This window comes from Luteimonas sp. Soil_C_16 (genome assembly GCF_057657295.1).
Window position 1 is genome coordinate 257,551 of record NZ_JBDGIS010000006.1, and the last position, 23,796, is coordinate 281,346.

Sequence of the window (23,796 nt, forward strand, 5' to 3'; positions counted from 1 at the left end):
GGGGCGTTATCGTGCCACGTCGCCGTCGATCGAGGCGAGCAGTGCGGTGCGCAAGGCGTCCTGCGCGTCGTCGTCGAGCAGGCGCCCGGCGCTGTCGCTGAGCCGGAACACGTCCTCGACGCGTTCGCCGAACGTCGCCACCCGCGCGTCGTGCACGCGCACGCCATGCTGGCGCAGCTCGTGGGCGACATCGGCCAGCAGGCCGGGACGATCGGTGCAGACGAGGCTGAAGACGGTGTGCCGGCCATCGGCGCTGGCATTGAATTCGATACGCGGCGGCACGCGGAAATGGCGCAGATGTCGCGGCTGCGCGCGACGTGCGGGGCGCAGATCCAGCGACCCGGTCAGCACCGTCGTGAGCTTGCGCTCGATCGAGGCGAGTTCGAGGCTCTGCCGCGTATCCGCCGGCAGCACCTGGAACACGTCGAAGATCGTACCGCCCGGCCCGTCCAGCGCGCGCGCCTGCTGGATCACCAGGCCGAGGCGATCGAGCGTGATGACGATCGCCGAGAACAGACCGTCGCGATCGGGCGAATGCACGAAGACTTCCAGCGCCTGCGCGCCTGCGGCGAGCCGGCGCACGCGCACGACGACATCGCCGTCGACGGTGTCGCGCAGGCCCAGCGCCTGCCAGACCACCTGATCGGCACGGCCGCGCAGGAAGCTCTCCTGCGGAATGCGGGTGAACAGCGCATCGGCTTCGGTGTCCTCGACGCCGTGCGCCGACAGCAGACCACGTGCGCGATCACGCGCCTCGGCGATGCGCTCGACGGCGGCCACCGGATTCTCCAGCCCGCGCCGCAGCGCCAGCCGCGTCGCGCTGCGCAGATCGGTCAGCAGGCGGTCCTTCCATGCGTTCCACAGCTTCGGCGAGGTGCCGGCGATGTCGGCGCAGGTCAGCAGATAGAGATAGTCCAGGCGCTCGCGATCCGCGACCTCGGCCGCGAACTTGTGGATCACCGCCGGATCGGAGATGTCGAGTTTCTGCGCGCTGGTCGACATCAGCAGATGGCGCTTGACGAGCCATTCCACGAGTGCGGTGTCGGTCTCGCCGAGGCCATGGCCTTCGCAGAATTCGCGCGCATCCACCGCGCCGAGTTCCGAATGGTCGCCGCCGCGGCCTTTGGCAATGTCGTGGAACAGGCCGGCGATGAGCAGCAGCTCCGGTTTGCGCAGCTGCGGCCAGACTTCGTGCGCGCTGGAAAAACGCTCGTCCGGCGCCTCCGACGCGAAACTGGCGATGTTGCGCAGCACCGCGAGCGTGTGCTGGTCGACCGTGTAGACGTGGAACAGGTCGAACTGCATCCGCCCGGTGACGTTCGCGAACTCGGGAATCCACACGCCCAGCACGCCCAGACGCGCCATGCGTTCGAGTGTACGCACCGGAATCGGACCGCGCAGCAGGCCGAGGAACTGCTCGCGCAGCCCGGTCGACGCGGTGCGCCACGACGGCAGCGCATGCAGCGATTCGGCCAGCGCACGCGCCGTCTGCGAATGCAGGCCGCGCAGCTCCTGGTGATCGGCCCACATCGCGAACAGGTCGAACACGCGGGCGATATCACCGCCCGGCCACACGTCGTCGCGCGCGACGAGATAACCGCGCTGGCTGCCGAACTCGGCATCGAGCGGCTGCAGCGTGCCCTCGCCTTCGATCTGTTCCTCGAAACGCTGCAGCATGCGTTCGCTGATGCGCTGGACCACCGACGCGCTGCGGTAGAACTCCTGCATCATCTTTTCGACCAGCGGATTGTCCGCCGCCTCGACGTGATGCAGTCGCGCCGCCAGTGCTTTCTGGTAGTCGAACCGCAGACGTTCTTCGGCTTTTCCAGCCACCAGATGCAGTCCGAAGCGCAGCCGCGACAGGGTGCGCCGTTCGCGCTCGAGCGTCGCGTGTTCGTCGACGCCGAGCTGGCCCAGCGCGATCAGTTCCTCGGTGCCGTAGACGCCCAGCACGCGCCGCGCCATCCAGCGCAGGTTGTGCACGTCACGCAGGCCGCCCGGGCCGTCCTTGATGTTGGGTTCGAGGTTGTCGGCCGTGTCGCCGAAGCGCGCGTGGCGCATCTCGAGTTCGCGGCGCTTGGCGTGGAAGAAATCGTCCGCCGGCCAGACCTTCGTATCGGCGATCGCGTCCATCAGCGCGCGCACCTCGCCGATGTTGGCCAGCAGCGGCCGCGCTTCCAGCAGCGCGGTCAGCACGGTCACGTCCTCGGCGGCGCGCGTGCACTCCTCGAAGCTCCGCACCGCGTGGCCGACCGGCAGGCCGAAATCCCATAACAGCGCGAGCATGCGACCCAGGGCTTCGGCATGTTCGGCCTGCGCCTCGGAGGTCGCGATGACAAGCAGGTCGATGTCGGAATGCGGAAACAGTTCGCCGCGGCCGTAACCGCCGACCGCGAACAGCGCCAGCGGCGCATCGCCGGGAATGCAGCGCGCCCAGGCCTTGCGCACCCAGCCGTCGACGGCATTGGCGCGCGCGGCGAGCAGACGGTCGATGTGCTGCCCCGCGTCGAAGCCCTGTGCCAGACGCGCGTCGTGGGCGGCGAGCGCGGCACGCGCCTCCGCCACCCATGCCATGTCGTCGCCGTCGGCGCCGGGGACCTGGGGGGCGGTGCGCTCGCCCACGTCAGAGAAAGGCGTCGTTGTCGTCGCCGGGGATGCGGGTCAGCACGTCCACGCCGTCGGCGGTGACCGCGACCGTGTGCTCCCACTGCGCGGACAGCTTCCGGTCCTTGGTGACGACGGTCCAGCCGTCGGGCAGCACCTTGGTGAAGCGCGTGCCCTCGTTGATCATCGGCTCGATCGTGAAGGTCATGCCTTCCTTGAGCACGACACCGGCGCCCGGCGTGCCGTAATGCAGCACCTGGGGTTCGTCGTGGTAGACCTTTCCGATGCCGTGGCCGCAGTACTCGCGCACCACACTGAAACGCTCGGCCTCGGCGTACTTCTGGATCGCGTGCCCGACATCGCCCAGCGTCGCGCCCGGCTTCACCTCACGGATACCGCGCCACATCGCCTCGCGCGTCACCTCGACCAGGCGCCGCGCCATCACCGACGGCGTGCCGACGAAGTACATGCGGCTGGTATCACCGTGCCAGCCGTCCTTGATCACGGTGACATCGATATTGATGATGTCGCCGTCCTTGAGGACCTTGCCGTCGTTCGGAATGCCGTGGCAGATGACGTTGTTGGCCGAGATGCACGTCGTCTTGGGATAACCCTTGTAGCCGACGTTGGCCGGAATCGCGCCCTGCACCCGAATGATGTGGTCGTAGCAGATGCGGTCCAGTTCCTCGGTGGTCACGCCCGGCTTCACATGCGGGGCGACGATCTGCAGCACCTCGGCGGCCAGCCGGCCGGCCACGCGCATCTTCTCGATTTCTTCGGGCGTCTTGGTGTGGATACTCATGCCGCCATTATCGCCGAAAACCCCTCCGCCCGCCCGCAGAAGCCCGATCGCGGGTCGGATCTGCGGCGATGGCCCACCTCGTGACGCGCTGAGACGAATCTGAAAAGCGATGCGGAACAACGCGGGTCACTGACCGGGATGCGCGCAAGTTGCGAGACTTTCCCGGCGTGGAGGTGCCGGCCCGGAACCGCCCGCCCATCTCCGGAGAATCGAATGCGTCAGATCCACCTGCTCGCCGCCCTCGGCTTCGTCGCCGCGTCCTGCTTCACCCTGCCCGCCGCAGCCCAGTCGGCGACCACGACGTTCGACGTGACCCTGACCATCACCGCGGCCTGCACCATCAACACACCAGCGGCCACGAATGTCGCGTTCGGTTCGCAGCCGTCGACCGCCACCAATATCGATGCGGCCGGCCAGTTGAACGTCAACTGCACACCCAACACCGGTTACACGATCGCCCTCAGTCCGGGCCTGCACGCCGGCGGTGGCGGCATCGCGTCCCGCGCCATGGCCAGCGTGGCCGGCACGCTCGTGCCCTACCAGCTCTACCAGAACGCGGCCCGCACCACGGTGTGGGGACAGACGCCCGGCACCGACACCGTCGCCGGCACCGGCAACGGCGCGGTCCAGCAGATCGCGGTCTTCGGACGCGTGCCGAGCGCCAACTTCCCTGCGACCAGCTACACCGACACGGTCACCGCGACGATCACCTATTGACGTGTCGCGCCTCGCCGATGCGTGTCGCCGCCGCGGCGTCCTGGCGCTGGCGGCGGTGCTGCTGGCGGTGTCGATGCCGCTGTGCGCCGCGGACCTCCAGGTCGCGCCGACCATGGTCATCATCGCCGCCGACAAGGGCGCCGATGGTCTGACGTTGCGCAACAGCGGTGCGCGCCCGCTGGTCGCGCAGGTGCGGGTGTTCGCCTGGGACCAGAATGCGGGCGAGGATCACCTCGACCCCACGGAAGACCTCGCGATCAGCCCGGCGATGCTGGAGATCGCGCCCGGCGCCGAGCAACTGGTGCGCATCGTGCGCCTTGCCGACCCGCCGGAGGCGATCGAACGCAGCTACCGGGTAATCGTCGACGAGATTCCGGGGCCGCCGCCCGCGTCCGACGTGCGGATGGGCTTGAGCTTCGTGCTCCGCTATTCGATCCCGGTCTTCGTCGCGCCCCCTGCGCAGACGATGCCGGTGCTGCACGCGCGTCTGACGCACGACGGCGCCGGTCGCGTGCTGGAACTCGAGAATGTCGGCACCGCGCACGCCCAAATTGCCGACCTGACGCATGCGGGCCCCGACGGACGCCGGATGATCGCTGCGGGTCTGGCGGGCTACGTGTTGCCGGGTCGTCGGCGCAGCTGGGCATTGCCGGCGGACGCGCGCTCGGGTCCGCACGCCGACATCCAGGCGAGGATCAATGGCGAGCCGGATGTCCGTTCGCTGCTTCCGGATCGCTAGCGCGCTCGTCATGGCCGCCACGCTGTCGCTTGCGCGCGCCGCGCCGATCCCCGACATCGACGCCAGCCGGCCGCCGAACGGCGCGCTGTACCTGGCGGTCCGGCTCAACGAGGTCGATCTCGATGGGCTGCTGACGTTCGAGCAGATCGAGGGTCGACTGCATGCATCGCCGCAGACCCTGCAACGCATGGGGTTCGCGGTCGATGGCGCGAACTTCGGCTCGCGCATCGCGCTCGAGGCCATCGCCGGTGTGCAGGTGCGCTACGACCCGGCCTCGCAGTCGGTACGGATCGATGCGCCGCTCGACGTGCTGGCCCTGCCGTCCACCGCGCTGGGCGCCCCGGGGCACGATGCGGCAGTGGTCACCGATCGCACACCGGGCGTGCTGCTCAACTACGACCTCTACGCCAGCGACGGCGACGGGGGCTGGAACGCCACAGGGTTCGGCGAACTGCGGATCTTCGGTCTCGGGCGCGCGATCGTTTCCAACACCGGTTTCGCGCGGGCGTATCGCGCCGATGGCGGTACGCGCCGGCACGAGAGCGTCCGTCTCGACAGCCGCGTGCACTGGTCGTTCCCGGATGCGGCGGTCTCGATCGTCGCAGGCGACGTGTTCACCGGCTTCCTGGACTGGACGCGCCCGGTGCGTATCGGCGGCATCCAGATCGGACGGAACTTCGCACTGCAGCCCTACCGCGTGACGATGCCACTTCCCGAATTCCTCGGCGAGGCGGCCGTACCGTCGGAGGTGGAGCTGTACGTCAACGGCTTGCGGCAATACACCGGCAGCACACCGCCCGGCCCGTTCCAGCTTGCCCCCGTGCCCGGCATCACCGGCGCAGGCCAGGCGCAGGTGGTGGTGACCGACGCCTTCGGACGCGTCAGCACGCTCGATTTTCCGTTCTACGCGACGCAGCGCCTTCTCGCCGCAGGACTCAGCGACTGGTCGCTGAGCCTGGGCTGGGTGCGCGAACGCTACGGCCTGGAGTCGTTCGCGTACGCGGACGACCCCGTCGGCAGCGCCAGTCTGCGTTACGGCGTCAGCAACGCCTTGACGTTGGAGACACACGCCGAAGCGACCGAAGGACTTGCCGTCGCCGGCGCGGGCGTGGCCTGGCTCGCCGACATGGCGGGCGTGTTCAATCTGGCCTACGCGCGCAGCCGGAGCGATGGCGGCGCCGGGGGCCAGGTCGCGATGGGCTGGTCGTGGAACGATTCGCGCTATCAGTTCGCCCTCGACACACGGCGCACGCACGGCGACTACCGGGACGTCGCTGCGCGCCATGGTCCGCTGCCGCCGCGCCGAAGCGATCGCGCGGTCGCCGGGATCAATTCCGTCGCCGGCAGCTTCGGCGTGACCTGGGTCCAGCTCGACCAGTCGATCCCCGAGCCGACCGCAGCGGCGTCACCGGTTACACCGGAGCGCAACCGTTACGCCGGTCTCTACTGGAATCACGGCTTCGACAACGGCTGGTATGCGAATGCGTCGGTCAATCAGGGGCTGGACGGCGGGCGCGATCGCAGCGCGTTCATCGGCCTGACGATCCCGCTCGGCCGCGACGCGCGGCGCCAGGCCGCGCTGTCTTGGCAGCGCGACGCGGGGGGAGACAGCGTCGTCGCCGACGTCGCACAACCGGTGCCCGGCGACGGCGGTGCCGGCTGGCGCATGCAGGCGCGCGCGGGACGCCTGTCCGGCGGTTTGGCCGAAGGCGCCTGGCTGGGACGCCGCGGGCGGATCGGCGGCGGTCTCTCGCAACTGGGCGATTCCCGCTTCGGCTACGCCCAGGCGACAGGCAGCGTGGTGGGCATGGGCGGTGGCTGGTTCGCCGCACGCGCGATCAACGATGCCTTCGCCGTGGTCTCCACCGGCGGACATGCGGGCGTTCCCGTCGCGCTCGAGAACCGCGTGATCGGCGCCACCGACGCGCGCGGCCTGTTGCTGGTGACGCCGCTCAATGCCTGGCAGCACAACCGGCTCTCGATCGATCCCATGGATCTGCCCGCCGACATCCGCGTGACCAGTGCCGCCCGGCTGGCGACACCGGCACAGGGCGCGGGTGTGCGGGTGGGCTTTGAGGTCCGCCGGGTGCATGCCATGCGCCTGATGCTGCGCGACGACGACGGCCATACGGTGCCTGCGGGCAGCCGGATCGAGGACCCGCCGCCCGGGACACCGGGCGTGGTGGGATACGACGGCGAGGTCTACGTCGAGGACATCGCCGCCGGAACGCGGCTGTGGATCCTGCTCGCGGACGACAGCCGCTGCATGGTCGTGGTCCCTGCTCGACCCGACGCTGCGGCCGGGCAGCCGACGACGGTGCGCTGTATCGCGGTGTCGACGCCATGAGGGGCGCATCACATCTGCTCGCACTGGTGTGCCTGGCCTCTGCGCCCATGGGCGCCGGTGCCGCGACCGTCTGCGCTGCCTCGGCGACGCCGCTGGCCTTCGGCGCCGTCGCCGGCAACGCAGCAGTGGACGTGGACGGCACGGTGACGGTGGGTTGCCAGACCCTGGGCGTGGCGCTGCTGTCCACGGTCCGCGTGCGCATGTGTCTCAACATCGGCGCCGGCAGCGCCGGCGCTGGACAGCTCACGCCCAGGCGCATGAGCAGCGTGGCCGGCGATCCGCTGCAGTTCCAGATCTACCGTGACCCCGCGCGCGCGCAGATCTGGGGAGACAGCGCGGCCTCGACCGCGCCAACCCCCCGGAACGTGGACTTCGAGTACCTGGTGCTGCTGCTGGGCGCCACCTATTCGACGTCGGTTTCGATGCATGGCCGGGTACCGGCGCAGCCTGCACTGGCGGCCGGCAGCTACAGCAGCCAGTTCGCCGGGGCCGACACCCGCCTGGACTACCGCTACAGCGAGCCGGTGCTGGGCGTGGTGAACTATCCGGCATCGTGCATCAGCGGCGGCAGCGGGGGTGGCAGCGTGACGTTCCCGTTCGCCGTGTCCGCGCCCGTGCCCAACCGGTGCACGGTCACCAGCGTCACGCCACTGGCCTTCGGCACGGTCCCCGGTCGCGTGGCGGCCGGCGTCGACCAAGCGGCGACCCTGCATTTCAACTGCACCGGACGCACCGCCTGGACCGTGGGTCTCGACAACGGCACGCACGCCTCTGGCACCACGCGACGCATGCGGCTGGGCACAGCCGGTACGAGTTACGTGACCTACGAGCTCTACAACGATCCGGCCCGGACCCAGCGCTGGGGGGCGACCGCGGGAACCGGCGGTATGACCGGCACCGGCACCGGGCTGAACCAGTCTCTGCAGATCTACGGGCGCGTACCGGGCAATCAGACCGTGCCGGCCGGCACCTACCAGGACACCATCCAGGTCACGATCACGTACTGAGCGCCCGGCCGGGCGATTGTCCCGGCTTCCGACGTGGCGTATCATCGGCGGCTGCCCGGTGCATCGGGTCGCCAATGCCGGGCGTCATCGGCAAATCCACACCTGCCGCAACAGCCCGTGCCGGGGTGCCTCGCAAGAGGTTCGGTCACGGAGGCGCCAGGGAGGCTCAACCCCGGAACCACTGCCCCGCCATGCGCGGCGCAACCGCCCATACCTACCCGTGGCGGCCGGTTCCACTGTCAGGAGTTCCACCATGCCCCAGATCACCATGCGCCAGATGCTCGAAGCAGGCGTCCATTTCGGCCACCAGACCCGTTACTGGAACCCGAAGATGGGTCCGTACATCTTCGGCGCGCGCGGCAAGATCCACATCATCAATCTCGAGAAGACCGTTCCGCTGTTCAACGACGCGATGAACTTCATCTCGGGCATCGCGCAGAAGCGCGGCATGATCCTGTTCATCGGCACCAAGCGCAGCGCCCGCGAAGCGATCCGCGAAGAAGCCGAGCGTTGCGGCATGCCGTTCATGACCCAGCGCTGGCTCGGCGGCACGCTGACCAACTTCGCGACGGTGAAGAAGTCGGTGTCGCGTCTGAAGGAACTGGAAGCGGCCGAGACCGACGGCACGTTCGAGAAGCTGGTCAAGCACGAAGTGCTGGGCCTGCGCCGCGAGCGCGAGAAGCTGGAAGCCTCGCTGGGCGGCATCAAGGAAATGAACCGTCTGCCCGACGCGCTGTTCGTCATCGACATCGGCCATGAAGACATCGCCATCAAGGAAGCCAAGAAGCTCGGCATCCCGGTGATCGCGGTCGTCGACACGAACTACGATCCGGCCCTGGTCGACTACGCGATCCCGGGCAACGACGACGCCATCCGCGCCGTGCAGCTGTACGCGAACGCCGCGGCCGATGCCGTGCTGGAAGGCAAGGCGGCGACCCCGAGCGCGGCGACCGTGCGCGAGGAAGAGTTCGCAGAAGGCGGCGAGAAGCCGGCCCGCGCGCCGCGCGGCAAGAAGGCCGACGACGCCGCTGCCGCAGCACCCGCGGCCGAGTAATCGCCGCGACATGCGCACCGTCCATGCTGGACGGTGCGCGCATCACGCCGTGCGCGGTTCCCCGCGCCATCGGCGTCGATTCCGTGAGGCGGGCCCCGGCCCGCACGACAATCCCCGAATTCAGAGGTCTCCAATGGAAATCACCGCATCCCTGGTCAAGGAACTGCGCGAGCGCACCGGCGCCGGCATGATGGAATGCAAGAAGGCGCTCAGCGAAACCGGCGGCAACATCGACGCCGCCGCCGAGGCGCTGCGCAAGTCCGGTCTGGCCAAGGCCGACAAGAAGGCCGACCGCGTCGCCGCCGAAGGCCGCATCGCGGCTGCGCAGAACGACAGCGTCGCCGTGCTGGTCGAGATCAACTCCGAGACCGACTTCGTCGCCAAGGATGACAACTTCCTGCGCTTCACCGACGTCGTCGCCCAGACCGCGCTGGCGTCCGGCGCTGCCGATGCCGACACACTGAAGGCCGCCAAGGTCGAGTCCGGCGAGACGATCGAAGAAATCCGCGCCGCGGTCATCGCAAAGGTCGGCGAGAACCTGCAGATCCGTCGCCTGGTCCGCGTCGAAAGCACGAACAACGTGGCGGCCTACGTCCACGGTGGCCGTATCGGCGTGCTGGTCGAGCTCAAGGGTGGCGATGTCGAGCTGGCGCGCGGCCTGGCGATGCACGTCGCCGCGATGAACCCGCCCTACAACAAGACGAGCGACGTGCCGACCGAGTTCGTCGAGAAGGAAAAGGAAATCGAGCTGGCCAAGATGTCCGAAAAGGACAAGAGCAAGCCGGCCGACATCCTCGAGAAGATCATCAGCGGCAAGATCAACAAGATCGTTAACGAGGTCACGCTCTACGGCCAGCCCTACGTGCTCGACACCGACAAGACCGTCGAAGCCGTGCTCAAGGCCGCCGGTGCCGAAGTGATCGGCTTCCAGCGTCTGGCCGTCGGCGAAGGCATCGAGAAGGTGGTCGAGGATTACGCCGCCGAAGTGATGAAGCAGGCTGGTCTGGCCTGATCGATCACCGCGCATCCGTTCGACGCCGCGGCGTCGACGGTGTGGCCTGATCCCAAAACGCGCCCGCAAGGGCGCGTTTCTTTTTGCGTGTGCGTCGGAAACACAGCGGGAGGCGTGCTGATGACGCCCGATCGAGGGACGGCACGCCAGCGCGTTGTCCGTCGCGTGTCGCCGGCGAAACGCAACGTCGATCTCGCGGCGCTCGGACGTCAGAGTGATTGCCGCTGCCGACTCCAGTTACAGCGCGGCGGCGACTGCATCCCTCCGATACGTCTCGCGGCAGATCGGGGAACACCACGTCGAAACACGCGGATACGAAAACGCCCGGCGGAACCGGGCGTCTCCATCGCCGCGTGAAGACGTGCGTTACTCCAGCTCGCGAACGCCAAGTTCCTGGAGTGCATTGCGCATCAGCACGGCCGCCGGCTCGCTGAGCTTCTCGTTGTCGAGCGCGTAGCGGATCGTCGCCTCGATCAAGCCCAGATGGGTACCGCAGTCGAAACGGACGCCCTTGAAGCGATACGCGTGCACCGGCTGCTCGGCGAGAAGCGCCGCGATCGCGTCCGTCAGCTGGATCTCGCCACCCGCACCCGGCCTGGTGTTCTCGAGCAATTCGAAGATGCGGCCATCGAGCACGTAGCGACCGACCACGGCCAGCGTGCTGGGGGCATCCTCGGGCTTGGGCTTCTCGACCATCGCATTGATACGCCCATGGCGGCCTTCGAACGCGTCGGTCGCCACGATGCCGTAGCTGGCGGTCTGCTCGCGCGCCACGTCCTGCACGGCGATCATGCTCGCGCCGGTGGCCTCGTGCGCATCCGCCATCTGACGCAACGCGCCCGCGCCATTGCGGTTCCACAGCAGGTCGTCCGGCAGCATCACCGCGAACGGCTCGTCGCCGATGACCGCACGTGCGCACAGCACGGCATGACCGAGACCGAGCGCTTCGGGCTGGGTGACGAAGATCGCCTGCACGCCGTCAGGCAGAGGACGCCGGACCTTCTCCAGGAGTTCGTGCTTGCCGGCCGCTTCGAGGCGATCCTCGAGCTCGTAGGCCTTGTCGAAGTAGTCGCCGATCGCGTGCTTGTAACGGTTGGTCACGAAGACGAGGGTGTCGCAGCCCGCCTCGATCGCCTCGTCCACCGCGTACTGGATCAGGGGCCGATCAACGATCGGCAGCATTTCCTTGGGTACCGTCTTGGTCGCCGGCAGGAAGCGCGTCCCGAGTCCTGCAACGGGAAACACCGCCTTGCGGATCCTCTGCGTCATGTATGTCTCGCGTGTCGTGGGGGGAACGCGACGATCGTCGCACCCTCGTTGTGTGTGGACCGCGATTGCAGCGGCGCGAACTCGGGCACCGCTTCGCGCAACGAGGCGGCGAGCAAGTCCAAGTCGTAGCGTGCGACGCCGTCCGACAGTTTCACCAGCGCCGCCGCGAGCCGCTCCGCGTGCACGGTGCGTGCTTCGGCGAGCAGGATCTTCGGATGCGTGGTCGGGCGATACCGTTCGTCGGCATGGAACAGGGTTTCGTGCAGCTTCTCGCCCGGACGCAGACCGGAATAGACGATTGCGACATCCTGGTCGGGGTGCTTGCCGGCCAGGCGGATCATCTGCTCGGCCAGCAGGCGGATCGAGACCGGCTCGCCCATGTCGAGCGTATACACCGCCTGAGCCGAGCCGATCGCCACCGACTGCATGATCAGCTGGCAGGCCTCTGGAATCGTCATGAAGTAGCGGGTGACCTCGGGATCGGTCACGGTCACCGGCCCGCCGCGACGGATCTGCTCGCGGAACAACGGCACGACGCTGCCGGCCGAATCGAGCACGTTGCCGAATCGCACGGTGATGAAATCGGTGGATGCGCCCACCGCCAGATCTTGGCAGACCATCTCGGCCAGACGCTTGGTCGCACCGAGCACATTGACTGGATCGACCGCCTTGTCCGTGGAGATCAGAACGAACGTGCTGACCTTATGATCAATCGCCGCATGCGCGACTGTACGCGTTGAAAGCACATTGTTACGCACACCTTCGCGAAGCTGATTTTCGAGCACCGGCACCTGCTTGTACGCAGCGGCATGAAATACCGCGTCCGGCGCGGATAACCGCATGGCATGCTCGATCACCGCGGTATCGCCGCAGTCGCCCAAGACCGGGACCAGGGTGATCCGCGGGAAATCGCGACGCAACTCGCTCTCGATCCGGGTCAGCGCGAGCTCGTCCATCTCCACCAGCGCGATCTGCGCCGTCCCGTTGCGCGCGCACTGGCGACACAGCTCGGACCCGATCGATCCACCTGCACCGGTCACCAGCACGCTGCGGCCGCGCAACCACGCGCGGATCGCCTTCCAGTCGGGCATGACGGGTTTGCGACCCAGCAGGTCTTCGATCGCGACTTCCTTGAGTTCGCCTGGAAGCGATCGGCCTTCGAGCAGATCGTCGAGCTTGGGCACCGTGCGGAACGGAAGCCCGGTGCGTTCGCATGCTTCGACGACCTTGCGCATCGCGACGGCATCCGCAGACGGCATCGCGATCACGAGCAACTTCGCGGCCGTCTCCGGCGCCAGTTTCTCGAGATCCTGGATACGGCCCAGCACCGGCACGCCCTGCAACTGGCTGCCACGCAGCTTCGGCGCGTCGTCGAGGAAGCCGACCGGGTCGTAGGCACCCGTGCGTCGCAGGTCCCGCACCAGCGTCTCGCCCGCCTGTCCGGCGCCCAGGATCAGCACCCGGACCGCGGACTGGCTGGTCCGGGTCATGCCGTGATCCTTCCACGCGCGATACAGCAGGCGCGGCATCCCCAGCAAGGCTGCGAGCAGCAGCGGATACGTGATCAGGACGGTCCGCGGCACCAGATTGAGCCGGTTGTAGACGAACAGCACCAGCATGATCGTGAGCAAGCCCAGGACAGAGGCCTTCACGATGTTCATCAGATCTGGAACGCTGGCGAATCGCCAGACGCCGCGATACAGGCCGACGCGCCAGAAGATCAGGCCCTGCGCGAGCAGGATCAGCGCGATCTCGGGCGACCAGAATGCGAATGTCGGCGAGCTTTCCATCACCGAGTGACGGAACTGGTGGAGGCCGATCCAGCACAGCCAGACCATGGTCAGATCGTGCAGCACCACGGCCACACGAGGCCCCAGGACGCCGATCCTGGCCTTGAGGTCAATCATCCAGCCGCTTCCTTACGACAGGCGCATCCGGCGCGTATGCCGGATACGGAAAATGAGCCAGATGGTGACACCGAGCAGATACCACGTGGCGAAGGCTCCGATGATAACGGGTTGCGGCGCGCCTGCGATCGAAATGGCGACCAGAATCGACAGCAACGTCCAGGCGGCATAGCCACCTGTCACGACAGCGTGGCTGTGCCCCGCCTGCACACACCGCTGGTACACATGCTGTACATGCGGCGTCCACCACCGTTCGCCGCGGATGATGCGGGACAGCAATGTCAAAGCCGCGTCAATCAGGAAGGCGCTGAGGGGCAGCAGCCACGGCAGCGAAGCTATCGGATCAGGTGCCGGAGCGGACGCGATCAGGCAGGCCGCGAGCAATCCCAATGCGCCGCTGCCGACGTCACCCAGAAAGATCCGCGCAGTGGGGAAATTGAACGGCAGAAAGCCTGCACAGGCCGCAGCGACGATGCAGGCCAGGACTGCGCCCTCGCCCACCAGCCCGAGCAGCAGCAATCCCAACGCGACGAGGATCATCTGCGTCGCGGCCAGACCGTTGATCCCGTCCATGAAGTTCCAGACGTTGATCAGGCCCAGCGCAAGCACCATGACCACGATCGCCCACCATGCAGGCTGCCCGGCCCACGCAACGCCGACGGCGAGCAGCGCGGCGGCGAGGAGATGCACCGCCAGCCGCCCCCAAGGGGACAGCGGGCGATGGTCGTCGAGCCAGCCGATCGCGGCGACCAGCGCGAGGCCGCAGGCGCCGGACAGGAACACGGGCGACAGGCTCTTGCCCGCGATGCCCAGCCAGATCATCGCAGGCAGCACGACCGCGACGATCGCGATACCGCCTCCCCGCGGCGTCGCTACCGCGTGGCTGCGACGCTCGCCGGGCGTATCGACCAGCTGCCGAGCCAGCGCGTATCGACGCGCCAGCGCCGTCAATGCGAGCGCGGCCAGACACGCAGCGACACACAGCGTCGCGATCAAGGACAGGGGTGCCTGCACTCAGACCACGGCGTAGTTGAGCAGCGGCTTGATCGTGCCCCACTCCTTGCAGCTGGGACATTGCCAGTGGTGGCTACGCGCACCGAAACCGCATTGCTTGCACCGGTAGCTGGGATTGCGCACCAGCAGCTGCTCGGTGATCAGGCGCAGCTCCTGCAGCGTGCCGACATGGTCGACGCCGTCGGCCAACGTCAGATCGATCAGGGCCGCTTCGCCGCGCACCGACGGGCGATCCTTGAGCTGGCGCGCGAGGTAGGTGCGCGCCGCGTGCACGCCCTCCTCCTGCTCGACCAGGCGCGTCAGCGCCAGGACCGGCGCGACACCCTTGTAGTGCTCGGTCATCTGCGACAGGAAGTTGCGCGCGCCAGGCACGTCGCCGACGCGTTCGTACGCCGCCAGCAGTGGCGCGAGGATCTCGGGCAGGAAGTCCGTGTCGTGACGCGCGGCGCGCTCGAACGCGCGGATCGCGGCCTGATCGTTGCCGGCATCGATCTCGATGCGTCCTTCCAGGATACCGGCGCGCACCGAGCCCGAATCCGCCGCGTACGCACGCTGGACCGCGCTGCGCGCCGCATCGGTGTCCCCGGCCGAACGCAGGCGGTCGGCGAGCTCGCACTCGAACTGTGCGATCAGCTTGCCCATCGGCTCGCCCGTCGCGGTCTCGTAGCGCGTGGCGTTCTCGATGGCCTTCGGCCAGTCGCGTTCCGACTGGTAGATGCCGATCAGATGCCGCAGCGCCTGCGGCGCACGCTGGTCGATCCGCGCGAGATCGGAGAACACCGTCTCCGCGCGATCGAGCAGACCGGACTTCATGTAGTCCTCGCCCAGCGCGAGCAGCGCCTGGACTTTCTGCTGGTCGTTGAGATCGGGCCGCTGCACCAGCCCCTGGTGCAGGCGGATCGCGCGATCGACTTCGCCGCGGCGCCGGAACAGATGCCCGAGCGCGACCTGGGTTTCGAAGGTGTCCTTGTCGAGCTCCGCGATGTGCAGGAACAGTTCGATCGCCTTGTCCGGCTGCTCGTTGAGCAGATAGTTGAGACCGCGGAAATACGTCGTCGACAGACGGCTGACCTGGGTATCGCTGTGGCGCTCGCCGCCGCGGCGACCGATCACCCAGCCACTGAGGGCCGCGATCGGCAGCAACAGGAAGAACCAGAACCACTCGGTCACAAACGCCATGGATCACGCTCCATCGATGGATCGGCCGCGAACGCGCGACCCGGGCCGGCGATGGACATCACGGCGCGATGCGCGCCCCGCCGACGGTGCGTCGACGATCCTACCCGCTTGCCGATCCTGCACGCCAACCATGCGGCGATCCGCAGAGGCGTGGAAAAGAAAATGGGACCGCCGTGTGGCGGTCAGTCTTCGGCCGGCATCGGCTGTACGTCGCTGACGCGATCGCGCAGTTCCTTGCCCGGCTTGAAATGCGGCACGTGCTTGCCCGGAAGCGCAACGGCGTCGCCGGTCTTCGGGTTGCGTCCGGTGCGCGGCGGACGGAAGTGCAGCGAGAAGCTGCCGAAACCGCGGACCTCGATGCGATCGCCGGCCGCAAGGGCCCCGCCCATCATCTCGAGCATGGCCTTGACCGACAGGTCGACGTCCTCGCCCTTGAGGTGCGCCTGGCGCTGGGTCAGCAGTTCGATGAGTTCCGACTTCGTCATGTCTCGTTCTTGCAGATGCGAAAGCGCCGGCCCGGGCGGACCCGGGCCGGCGCTGACCGGGCTTACTCGCCCTTGTTGCCCAGCTGCTCGCGCAGCAGCGCGCCCAGCTTGGTGGTGCCGCTCGACGCTTCCGAAGCCTGCTTGTTGTACTCGGCCAGGGTCTCGGCGGTTTCCGCCTCGTCCTTCGCCTTGATCGACAGCTGCAGGACGCGGGTCTTGCGGTCGACGCCGAAGTACTTGGCCTCGATTTCCTGACCGACCTTCAGGTGCTGGCTGGCATCGTCGATGCGCTGGTCGCTGATGTCACGCGCCTGCACATAGCCTTCCACGCCTTCACCCAGGTCCACGACGGCGCCCTTGGCATCGACTTCCTTGACGGTGCCGGTGACCTTCGAACCGCGCGGCGTGGTCGCCATGAACTGACCCATCGGGTCCTGCTCGAGCTGCTTGACGCCCAGCGAGATGCGCTCGCGCTCCGGATCGACCGCCAGCACGACGGCTTCGACGGTGTCGCCCTTCTTGAACGCGCGTGCCACGTCTTCGCCGGTGGAGTTCCACGCGATGTCCGACAGGTGGATCAGGCCGTCGATACCGCCGTCCAGGCCGATGAAGATGCCGAAGTCGGTGATCGACTTGATCTGGCCGTCGACCTTGTCGCCCTTCTTGTGGATGGCCGCGAAGGTCTCCCACGGGTTCGAGGTGACCTGCTTGATGCCCAGCGAGATGCGGCGACGCTCTTCGTCCACGTCGAGCACCATGACCTCGAGCTCGTCACCGACCTGCACCACCTTGGACGGGTTGACGTTCTTGTTGGTCCAGTCCATTTCGGACACGTGCACCAGACCTTCGACGCCCGGCTCGATCTCGACGAACGCGCCGTAATCGGTGACGTTGGAGACCTTGCCGAACACGCGGGTGTTGGACGGGTAACGGCGGGCGATGTTGTCCCACGGATCCTCGCCCAGCTGCTTCAGGCCGAGGCTGACGCGGTTGCGCTCGCGGTCGTACTTGAGCACGCGGACGTCGAGCTCTGCGCCCACTTCCACGACTTCGGACGGATGGCGCACGCGCTTCCAGGCCATGTCGGTGATGTGCAGCAGGCCGTCGATGCCGCCGAGGTCCACGAACGCGCCGTAGTCGGTCAGGTTCTTGACGACGCCCTTGAGCACCGCGCCCTCGACCAGCTTCTCCATCAGCTGCTCGCGCTCTTCCGAATGCTCGCTCTCGACGACTGCGCGACGCGAGACGACGACGTTGTTGCGCTTGCGGTCCAGCTTGATCAGCTTGAACTCGAGCTCCTTGCCCTCGAGGTACACCGGGTCACGGACCGGACGCACGTCGACCAGCGAGCCCGGCAGGAATGCGCGGACGTCCTTGATGTCGACGGTGAAACCGCCCTTGACCTTGCCGCTGATGCGGCCGGTGATGGTTTCGTTCTTCTCGAGCGCTTCTTCCAGCTCGTCCCACACCATGGCGCGCTTGGCCTTCTCGCGCGACAGCACGGTCTCGCCGAAGCCGTTCTCGAGCGAGTCCAGCGCCACCTTGACGGTGTCGCCTTCCGCGACGTCGATCTCGCCGGCGTCGTTACGGAACTGTTCGATCGGCACGATGCCTTCCGACTTCAGGCCGGCGTTGATCACGACGACGTCGGTGCGGACCTGCACGACGACGCCGGTGACGATGGAGCCCGGCTTGAGCTTGGCCAGATTGGTCTGACTGGCTTCGAACAGTTCTGCGAATGATTCGGTCATTGGTAGATACCTGGTTGACTCAGACTGCGTGGCGGCGCTTGTCAGCGCGGAATGCCGGCAGTCCACCCGTTGGTCGGCCGTCGCGGGATTGCAGGGCCGTGAGTGTTGAGGTGAATGGACCGGCGACCGGAACGATTCCGGACACCGACATGGGTGCAGCGATACAGCGGTGGCACATCACACATTCAACAACGCCGAAGCGGCCCGGAGCGGACCACCGCGGCTTGCAGCGCACGCCCGACCGTGTAATCCGGTCAAACGTTGCGTGCGGGGAGCAACGCGAGCACCCGTTCGACGACGGCCTCGATGCCCTGACCGGTGGTGTCGATCCGGACGGCGTCTTCGGCCGGCCGCAACGGCGCCACCGAACGGTTGGCATCGCGGGCGTCGCGGGCGAGGATCTCGCGCAGCAGACCGTCCATTGTCACCGAAACCCCCTTGTTCTTCAACTGCTTATAGCGCCGGTCGGCCCGCTCCTCGGCGCTCGCGGTCAGGAACACCTTCCAGCCCGCATCCGGAAAGATCACCGTGCCCATGTCGCGGCCATCTGCGACCAGGCCGGGTGCCACCCTGAATGCACGTTGTCGGTCCTTGAGCGCGGCGCGGACTTCCGGAATCGCGGCAATCGCCGAGGCGGCAGCGCCTGCGGTTTCGGTCCGCAGCTCGTCGGTGGCGTCGTGGCCGTTGACCAACACCCGCAACTCGTCGCCGCTCTCGTCGAAGGCGATGGTCGTGTCGAAGGTGCAGCGCACCAGGGCGCCGCCGTCGTCGAGATCCAGATCAGCCCAGCCCGCCGCCACGCCGACTGCGCGATACAGCGCGCCCGAATCGAGATAATGCCAACCCAGCTGCTGCGCGACCGCGCGGCTGATGGTGCCCTTGCCGGAACCCGAAGGCCCGTCGATCGTCAAAACCGGCACCGTCGCCGTCATCTGCATCTCCTGCGCCGGGGGATGTCCGCGGGCGAACACCCAAGCGCTTGAATCGTGGGGGAAAGAGCCGCTAGAATAGCCGGCTTGCTGTTCGTATCCCATCCCAGAGGTTCACCATGAAGGTCCTGTCGTCCCTGAAGTCGGCGAAGACCCGCCACCGCGATTGCAAGGTAGTGCGTCGCCGCGGCAAGGTCTTCGTGATCTGCAAGTCCAACCCGCGTTTCAAGGCGCGTCAGCGCTAAGACGCGTTGCCGCCGCGCGAGCGGTGTGCACGCGAGAAAGGCCGCAGCGATGCGGCCTTTCTTCGTTTGGGGCGCCCATCGCTCCGCGTCGGCATCACCATCGCGCAAATTCTGCTACACAGGCGCGTGCGCCCTTGCGGCGCCTAGCCATCCCATCGCTGTCCTGCCCAGGAGTCACCGCCATGTCGCGTTCCTTCGCTTCGATCCTTGCAGGCACCGCGCTGAGCTGCGCGCTGCTCGCCAGCCTGCCCGCCTCCGCAGACACGCTGCTCGTCGACCGCACCAAGCAGGCCACCACCGGCGTGCCGACGCGCGGCATGTCGATGGCCGATGTCGAAGCCCGCTTCGGCGTGCCCACCGAGCGCATGGATCCGCGTGGCGGCCAGAAGCGCCAGTGGCCGACGATCAACCGCTGGGTCTACCCCACCTTTACCGTCTATTTCGAGCGGAACCGGGTCATCGATACCGTCGCCAACCGCGCCACGGCGTCGGAGATCGGCCCCAAGCCCGCCATCCGTTGAGTCCATGACCGAACACGCATTGCGCTTCCCCGCGGAGTGGGAACCTCAGTCCGCGATCCTGATCGCCTGGCCGAACGAAGACACCGACTGGGCCGCGCGCCTGGGCGAGGTCGAAGACACGTACATCGCGCTGGTCGCGGCGATCACCCGCTTCCAGCCGGTCGTGATCTGCGTGCCGGACGAGGACATCCAGAGCTACGCCTACGTGCGTCTGGCATCGAACCGCATCGACATGACGCGCGTGCGCTTCGTCGAAGCGGCCTACGACGACACCTGGCTGCGCGATTCCGGCCCGATCTCGCTGCGACGTGGCGATGACGCATTCGTGCTCAACGATTTCCGCTTCACCGGCTGGGGCGGCAAGTTCGATGCGAGCCAGGACGATCTGCTGGTCGGCCATCTGCACGGCGCCGGCGTGTTCGCCGGCGAGGCGCAGCGACGCGAGATCGACTTCGCGCTCGAGGGCGGCGCGATCGAAACCGACGGTGCCGGCACGCTGCTGACCACCTGGCGCTGCCTGCACGAGCGCCACCCCGACACCCCGCGCGACGCACTGACCGCGAAGCTGTCGGACTGGCTCGCACAGGACCGCGTGTTGTGGCTCGACCACGGCTATCTGGAAGGCGACGACACCGACGCGCACATCGACACCCTCGCCCGCTTCGCACCGAACGACGCGATCGTGTTCCAGGCCTGCGACGACGTCGCCGATCCGCACCATGTCGAGCTGCAGGCGATGGCCGACGAGATCGCCGCGCTGCGCACGCGCGAGGGCGCGCCGTATCGCCTGTTTCCGCTGCCATGGGCGCAGCCGGTGCTCGACGACGGGCGTCGTCTCGCTGCGAGCTACGCGAATTACCTGATCCTCAACGGCGCGGTGCTGATGCCGGCCTATGGCGACCCGGCCGACGACGCCGCAGCGGCCGTGCTCGCGCAGGCGCATCCCGGTCGCGAGATCGTGCAGGTGCCATGCCGCCCGTTGATCTGGCAGAACGGCAGCCTGCACTGCATCACCATGCAGCTGCCCGCCGGCCTGCTGGCCGACGATCGCCCCGGCTGATGCGGGACACACGCCCGAAGTCCGCACTGCGGATTTCGGGTGGCGCGCCGCAGCCTGGAACCGGAGGCGCACGCCCAGGCGCGCATCACCTCTGAGCGATGCGGAGGTCGCACGCAGTCCAGCGTGCATGCGACCCGCGGGCGTCGCGGCGTTTATCTGCCCGCACATCGCATCGCGTTAGCATTGTCGTCATCCCCCGAGGGTTCGAATCCATGTCCCGCAAGACCACGTTGCCTGTCGCGCTGATCCAGGAGCGCGCCGTCATCGACCAGGGCGCCGGCAATGCCGACGCCAACCTGTCGATCATCGAAGCGCGCGTCGCCGACGCGGCAAAACAGGGTGCGAAGCTCGTGTTGCTCCAGGAGCTGCACAACGGCGCGTATTTCTGCCAGCACGAGTCGGTCGACGAATTCGATCTGGCCGAGCCGATTCCCGGTCCGAGCACCGAGCGCCTGGCCGCGCTGGCCAAGCAGCATAAGGTCGTGCTGGTCAGCTCGCTGTTCGAGCGCCGTGCAGCCGGGCTGTACCACAACACCGGCGTGGTCTTCGACGCGGACGGCAGCACCGCGGGCAAGTACCGCAAGATGCACATCCCCGACGATCCGGGCTTCTACGAGAAGTTCTATTTCACGCCGGGCGACATCGGCTTCAAGCCGATCGACACCTCGGTCGGCCGGCTCGGACTGCTCGTGTGCTGGGACCAGTGGTACCCGGAAGCCGCGCGTCTGATGGCGCTGGCGGGTGCGGATCTGCTGCTGTATCCGACCGCGATCGGTTGGGATCCGACCGACGTCGACGACGAGAAGAAGCGCCAGCGCGATGCCTGGATTCTCAGCCATCGCGGCCATGCGGTCGCCAACGGCCTGCCGGTGCTGTCGTGCAACCGCGTCGGCCACGAGCCGTCGCCGATCGGCGCGTCGGGCATCGACTTCTGGGGCAACAGCCACGTGCTCGGCCCGCAGGGCGAGTTCCTCGCCGAAGCGGGGACCGACCCGACCGTGCTGACCTGCGAAGTGGATCTGGGCCGCAGCGAACACGTGCGCCGCATCTGGCCGTTCCTGCGCGATCGCCGCATCGATGCCTACGGCGACCTGCTCAAGCGCTACATCGACTGATCCCGATGACGCTCGAACTCCGCGACGCCGTCGAAGCCGATTTCGACGCCATCACCGCGCTCTACGGCCGCGAAGTCGCGGACGGCGTGGCGACCTACGAGTACGACGCGCCCGACGTGGACGAGATGCGACGGCGCTGGTCGACGATCACGTCGGCCGGCTATCCCTACATCGTTGCGATCCGCGACGGCGTGTTCGCCGGCTACGCCTACGCCGGGGGATTCCGCACGCGCATCGGCTACCGCTTCACCGTCGAGAGTTCGGTCTACGTTGAACACGCGCAGCATGGCCACGGCATCGGCCGCGTGCTGATGGAGCGGCTGATCGAACTCTGCACGCAGCGCGGCTACCGCCAGATGATGGCGGTGATCGGCCCGCCGTCTGACGGACCGTCGGTGCAGTTCCACCAGCGCCTCGGCTTCGAGACCGTCGGCGTGCTGCCAGGCTCCGGCCGCAAGCACGGACGCTGGCTCGACACCATCCTGATGCAGCGCGCCCTCGGCGACGGCGCCGCCACTCCTCCTGAAGACGAATGACCCGATGACCCAACCGATGACCGGCGCGCTGACGCCCGATGGCGCCACGTCCTGGCAGTCGCAACCGCACGCGATCGTCGAACGCGACGGCGTGCGCTACACCCTGCTCGGCACCGCGCACGTGTCGCGGGTCAGCGTGGAAGCCGTCGAGGACGCGATCGGCAGTGGCGCCTTCGATGCGGTCGCCGTCGAACTCGACGCGCAGCGTCTGCAGGCGATCAGTGATCCGGACGCGCTGGCCAAGCTCAATCTCGTCGACGTGATCCGCAAGGGCCGCGTCGCGTTGTTCGCCGCCAATCTCGCGCTCGCCGCATACCAGCGCCGCCTCGCCGAACAGCTCGGCATCGAGCCGGGCGCCGAGCTCAAGCGCGCGGTCGCGCTGGCCCACGAACGCGCTCTGCCGGTCGCGCTGATCGATCGTGACGTCGGTCTGACGTTCAAGCGTGCGTCGAAGAAGCTCGGCTTCTTCGGCCGCATGAAACTGGTCGGCAGTCTGCTCGGGGGGCTGATGGCCTCCGACGAACTCGGCGAAGAGGAAATCGAGAAGCTCAAGCAGGGCGACATGCTCGAATCGAGCTTCGGCGAATTCGCCAAGAGCAGCCCGGAACTCTACGAGGCGATCATCGCCGAGCGCGACCGCTACATGGCCGCGAAGCTGCGCGCGCAGGCCGGCACTGCACGCGAAGTGCTGGCCGTGGTCGGCGCCGGCCATCTCGCCGGTCTGGCGCGCCATCTTGCCGACGATGCGCAGGCGCCCGCGGCCACGACCGCCGAACTCGAACACGCGCCCAAGGGCACAAGCGTCCGCTGGGTGATGACCGCGATCACGCTGGCGATCCTGGCGATGATCGGCTGGGGTTACTACCAGGGCGGCGCCGAGCTCGGCCGCCAGCTGGTCCAGGAATGGATCGTGATCACGGCCGGCTTCGCAGCGCTCGGCGCACTGGCGGCGCTGTCGCATCCGCTCGGCATCCTCGCCGCCGCGATCGCCGCGCCCCTCAAACCGATCCGCCCGCCGGGCATCTCGCCCGGTCTGTTCAGCGGCCTGATCGAGGCTTACCTGCGCAAGCCGGCCTACAACGATTTCATGTCGCTGCGCGACGACGCCGGTACCGTCCGCGGCTGGTATCGCAACCGCGTCTCGCGCACGTTGTTGAGCTTTCTGCTCGCCAATATCGGGTCGAGTATCGGGGTGTGGGTGGCGGGGTTGCGGATTGCCGGCAAGGTGCTGACCTGACGCACGCGTGGCGCGTGATCTTAGTCGAGAGATTCAATTGCACGCGCTGGAGAATGCCTGATCTTCGCAGCTCTGCTTTCGGCTTCGCGCTGTTCCTGTTGCTGTTGCCGCGGCTTGTGCAGTGGCCTCGGCCTTTGATCTCAATCGAGCCGTAAAGCGAGCCGAGCATCGCAGGGCGGCGGGGTCGAAGAGCAGCCCGTGTCTGAGCGCAGCGAGTTTGGGCTGCGTGCCCCGCCGACCGAGAAGCGCAGGGGACCGCCGCGGCC

The 23,796-nt window shown here is 67.6% G+C and carries 21 protein-coding genes; 12 read left to right on the top strand and 9 right to left on the bottom strand.

Translation table 11 applies throughout. The features are described 5' to 3' along the window. Window positions 1-6: 6 nt before the first annotated feature. The gene (glnD, locus tag AC3A5T_RS13195) at window positions 7-2,574 is read right to left on the bottom strand and encodes a [protein-PII] uridylyltransferase (protein WP_487628982.1); all 2,568 of its coding nucleotides are present in this window, start codon (window positions 2,572-2,574) and stop codon (window positions 7-9) included. Between the two features lie 49 nt (window positions 2,575-2,623). Then, window positions 2,624-3,406 carry a type I methionyl aminopeptidase gene (map, locus tag AC3A5T_RS13200; RefSeq protein WP_332077663.1) on the bottom strand — a complete coding sequence of 261 codons (783 nt, stop codon included), beginning with the start codon at window positions 3,404-3,406 and terminating at the stop codon, window positions 2,624-2,626. A gap of 213 nt (window positions 3,407-3,619) precedes the next feature. Between map and AC3A5T_RS13205 the strand changes: the two genes are divergently transcribed. The 6 genes from AC3A5T_RS13205 (at window position 3,620) to tsf (ending at window position 10,282) form a co-directional block, all read left to right on the top strand. Further along, window positions 3,620-4,123 carry a Csu type fimbrial protein gene (locus AC3A5T_RS13205; protein WP_487628957.1) on the top strand — a complete coding sequence of 168 codons (504 nt, stop codon included), beginning with the start codon at window positions 3,620-3,622 and terminating at the stop codon, window positions 4,121-4,123. 1 nt (window position 4,124) lies between these two features. Then, a complete protein-coding gene (locus AC3A5T_RS13210; RefSeq protein ID WP_487628958.1) occupies window positions 4,125-4,862 on the top strand; it encodes a fimbrial biogenesis chaperone in 738 nt (245 codons plus the stop codon). A gap of 10 nt (window positions 4,863-4,872) precedes the next feature. Further along, complete coding sequence (locus tag AC3A5T_RS13215; protein WP_487628959.1) at window positions 4,873-7,209, top strand: fimbria/pilus outer membrane usher protein; 2,337 nt, start codon at window positions 4,873-4,875, stop codon at window positions 7,207-7,209. After that, the gene (locus tag AC3A5T_RS13220) at window positions 7,206-8,216 is read left to right on the top strand and encodes a Csu type fimbrial protein (RefSeq protein ID WP_487628960.1); all 1,011 of its coding nucleotides are present in this window, start codon (window positions 7,206-7,208) and stop codon (window positions 8,214-8,216) included. Before AC3A5T_RS13215 ends, AC3A5T_RS13220 begins: the two co-directional genes overlap by 4 nt. 253 nt (window positions 8,217-8,469) lie before the next feature. Next, window positions 8,470-9,270 carry a 30S ribosomal protein S2 gene (gene rpsB, locus AC3A5T_RS13225; RefSeq protein ID WP_332077664.1) on the top strand — a complete coding sequence of 267 codons (801 nt, stop codon included), beginning with the start codon at window positions 8,470-8,472 and terminating at the stop codon, window positions 9,268-9,270. Window positions 9,271-9,403: 133 nt separating this feature from the next. Continuing rightward, on the top strand, window positions 9,404-10,282 hold the full coding sequence (gene tsf, locus AC3A5T_RS13230) for a translation elongation factor Ts (protein WP_487628961.1): 879 nt from the start codon (window positions 9,404-9,406) through the stop codon (window positions 10,280-10,282). 366 nt (window positions 10,283-10,648) lie between these two features. Here tsf and galU read toward each other — a convergent pair whose 3' ends face one another. The 7 genes from galU to cmk form a co-directional block, all read right to left on the bottom strand. Further along, complete coding sequence (galU, locus tag AC3A5T_RS13235) at window positions 10,649-11,551, bottom strand: UTP--glucose-1-phosphate uridylyltransferase GalU (protein WP_487628962.1); 903 nt, start codon at window positions 11,549-11,551, stop codon at window positions 10,649-10,651. Continuing rightward, window positions 11,548-13,458 carry a polysaccharide biosynthesis protein gene (locus tag AC3A5T_RS13240; protein ID WP_487628963.1) on the bottom strand — a complete coding sequence of 637 codons (1,911 nt, stop codon included), beginning with the start codon at window positions 13,456-13,458 and terminating at the stop codon, window positions 11,548-11,550. The genes galU and AC3A5T_RS13240 overlap by 4 nt, the downstream gene beginning before the upstream one ends. 12 nt (window positions 13,459-13,470) lie before the next feature. After that, complete coding sequence (locus tag AC3A5T_RS13245) at window positions 13,471-14,460, bottom strand: MraY family glycosyltransferase (protein WP_487628983.1); 990 nt, start codon at window positions 14,458-14,460, stop codon at window positions 13,471-13,473. A 12-nt stretch (window positions 14,461-14,472) separates the two neighbouring features. After that, a complete protein-coding gene (gene lapB, locus AC3A5T_RS13250; protein ID WP_332077669.1) occupies window positions 14,473-15,651 on the bottom strand; it encodes a lipopolysaccharide assembly protein LapB in 1,179 nt (392 codons plus the stop codon). Between the two features lie 182 nt (window positions 15,652-15,833). Further along, the gene (locus tag AC3A5T_RS13255) at window positions 15,834-16,136 is read right to left on the bottom strand and encodes an integration host factor subunit beta (RefSeq protein ID WP_055248739.1); all 303 of its coding nucleotides are present in this window, start codon (window positions 16,134-16,136) and stop codon (window positions 15,834-15,836) included. A 62-nt stretch (window positions 16,137-16,198) separates the two neighbouring features. After that, on the bottom strand, window positions 16,199-17,887 hold the full coding sequence (gene rpsA / locus AC3A5T_RS13260; protein WP_232115175.1) for a 30S ribosomal protein S1: 1,689 nt from the start codon (window positions 17,885-17,887) through the stop codon (window positions 16,199-16,201). Window positions 17,888-18,141: 254 nt separating this feature from the next. After that, the gene (gene cmk, locus AC3A5T_RS13265) at window positions 18,142-18,819 is read right to left on the bottom strand and encodes a (d)CMP kinase (RefSeq protein ID WP_487628984.1); all 678 of its coding nucleotides are present in this window, start codon (window positions 18,817-18,819) and stop codon (window positions 18,142-18,144) included. A 116-nt stretch (window positions 18,820-18,935) separates the two neighbouring features. On the opposite strand from cmk, the gene ykgO reads away from it, so the two are divergent. The 6 genes from ykgO to AC3A5T_RS13295 all read left to right on the top strand — a co-directional run bounded on the left by ykgO (window position 18,936) and on the right by AC3A5T_RS13295 (window position 23,530). Further along, window positions 18,936-19,061: a type B 50S ribosomal protein L36 gene (ykgO, locus tag AC3A5T_RS13270; RefSeq protein WP_005913193.1), complete on the top strand. Its 126-nt coding sequence runs from the start codon at window positions 18,936-18,938 to the stop codon at window positions 19,059-19,061. Window positions 19,062-19,243: 182 nt separating this feature from the next. Then, on the top strand, window positions 19,244-19,582 hold the full coding sequence (locus AC3A5T_RS13275; RefSeq protein ID WP_487628964.1) for a hypothetical protein: 339 nt from the start codon (window positions 19,244-19,246) through the stop codon (window positions 19,580-19,582). Between the two features lie 4 nt (window positions 19,583-19,586). Continuing rightward, window positions 19,587-20,642, top strand: coding sequence for an agmatine deiminase family protein (locus tag AC3A5T_RS13280; RefSeq protein WP_487628965.1), 1,056 nt, complete (start codon window positions 19,587-19,589; stop codon window positions 20,640-20,642). Window positions 20,643-20,854: 212 nt separating this feature from the next. After that, window positions 20,855-21,757, top strand: a complete 903-nt coding sequence (locus AC3A5T_RS13285; protein ID WP_487628966.1) for a carbon-nitrogen hydrolase — start codon at window positions 20,855-20,857, stop codon at window positions 21,755-21,757. Between the two features lie 5 nt (window positions 21,758-21,762). Beyond that, on the top strand, window positions 21,763-22,293 hold the full coding sequence (locus AC3A5T_RS13290) for an N-acetyltransferase family protein (protein WP_487628967.1): 531 nt from the start codon (window positions 21,763-21,765) through the stop codon (window positions 22,291-22,293). 16 nt (window positions 22,294-22,309) lie between these two features. Next, entirely contained in the window at window positions 22,310-23,530 is a 1,221-nt protein-coding gene (locus AC3A5T_RS13295) for a TraB/GumN family protein (protein WP_487628985.1), read from the top strand. The last annotated feature ends 266 nt before the right edge of the window (window positions 23,531-23,796 follow it).

Bases quoted from the DNA above. Each gene is read 5' to 3' on its own strand.
- glnD (WP_487628982.1), bottom strand. From the start codon at position 2,574: ATGGCATGGGTGGCGGAGGCGCGTGCCGCGCTCGCCGCCCACGACGCG.
- map (WP_332077663.1), bottom strand. From the start codon at position 3,406: ATGAGTATCCACACCAAGACGCCCGAAGAAATCGAGAAGATGCGCGTG.
- AC3A5T_RS13205 (WP_487628957.1), top strand. From the start codon at position 3,620: ATGCGTCAGATCCACCTGCTCGCCGCCCTCGGCTTCGTCGCCGCGTCC.
- AC3A5T_RS13215 (WP_487628959.1), top strand. From the start codon at position 4,873: ATGGCCGCCACGCTGTCGCTTGCGCGCGCCGCGCCGATCCCCGACATC.
- AC3A5T_RS13220 (WP_487628960.1), top strand. From the start codon at position 7,206: ATGAGGGGCGCATCACATCTGCTCGCACTGGTGTGCCTGGCCTCTGCG.
- rpsB (WP_332077664.1), top strand. From the start codon at position 8,470: ATGCCCCAGATCACCATGCGCCAGATGCTCGAAGCAGGCGTCCATTTC.
- tsf (WP_487628961.1), top strand. From the start codon at position 9,404: ATGGAAATCACCGCATCCCTGGTCAAGGAACTGCGCGAGCGCACCGGC.
- galU (WP_487628962.1), bottom strand. From the start codon at position 11,551: ATGACGCAGAGGATCCGCAAGGCGGTGTTTCCCGTTGCAGGACTCGGG.
- AC3A5T_RS13240 (WP_487628963.1), bottom strand. From the start codon at position 13,458: ATGATTGACCTCAAGGCCAGGATCGGCGTCCTGGGGCCTCGTGTGGCC.
- lapB (WP_332077669.1), bottom strand. From the start codon at position 15,651: ATGGCGTTTGTGACCGAGTGGTTCTGGTTCTTCCTGTTGCTGCCGATC.
- AC3A5T_RS13255 (WP_055248739.1), bottom strand. From the start codon at position 16,136: ATGACGAAGTCGGAACTCATCGAACTGCTGACCCAGCGCCAGGCGCAC.
- rpsA (WP_232115175.1), bottom strand. From the start codon at position 17,887: ATGACCGAATCATTCGCAGAACTGTTCGAAGCCAGTCAGACCAATCTG.
- cmk (WP_487628984.1), bottom strand. From the start codon at position 18,819: ATGACGGCGACGGTGCCGGTTTTGACGATCGACGGGCCTTCGGGTTCC.
- ykgO (WP_005913193.1), top strand. From the start codon at position 18,936: ATGAAGGTCCTGTCGTCCCTGAAGTCGGCGAAGACCCGCCACCGCGAT.
- AC3A5T_RS13275 (WP_487628964.1), top strand. From the start codon at position 19,244: ATGTCGCGTTCCTTCGCTTCGATCCTTGCAGGCACCGCGCTGAGCTGC.
- AC3A5T_RS13280 (WP_487628965.1), top strand. From the start codon at position 19,587: ATGACCGAACACGCATTGCGCTTCCCCGCGGAGTGGGAACCTCAGTCC.
- AC3A5T_RS13285 (WP_487628966.1), top strand. From the start codon at position 20,855: ATGTCCCGCAAGACCACGTTGCCTGTCGCGCTGATCCAGGAGCGCGCC.
- AC3A5T_RS13290 (WP_487628967.1), top strand. From the start codon at position 21,763: ATGACGCTCGAACTCCGCGACGCCGTCGAAGCCGATTTCGACGCCATC.
- AC3A5T_RS13295 (WP_487628985.1), top strand. From the start codon at position 22,310: ATGACCGGCGCGCTGACGCCCGATGGCGCCACGTCCTGGCAGTCGCAA.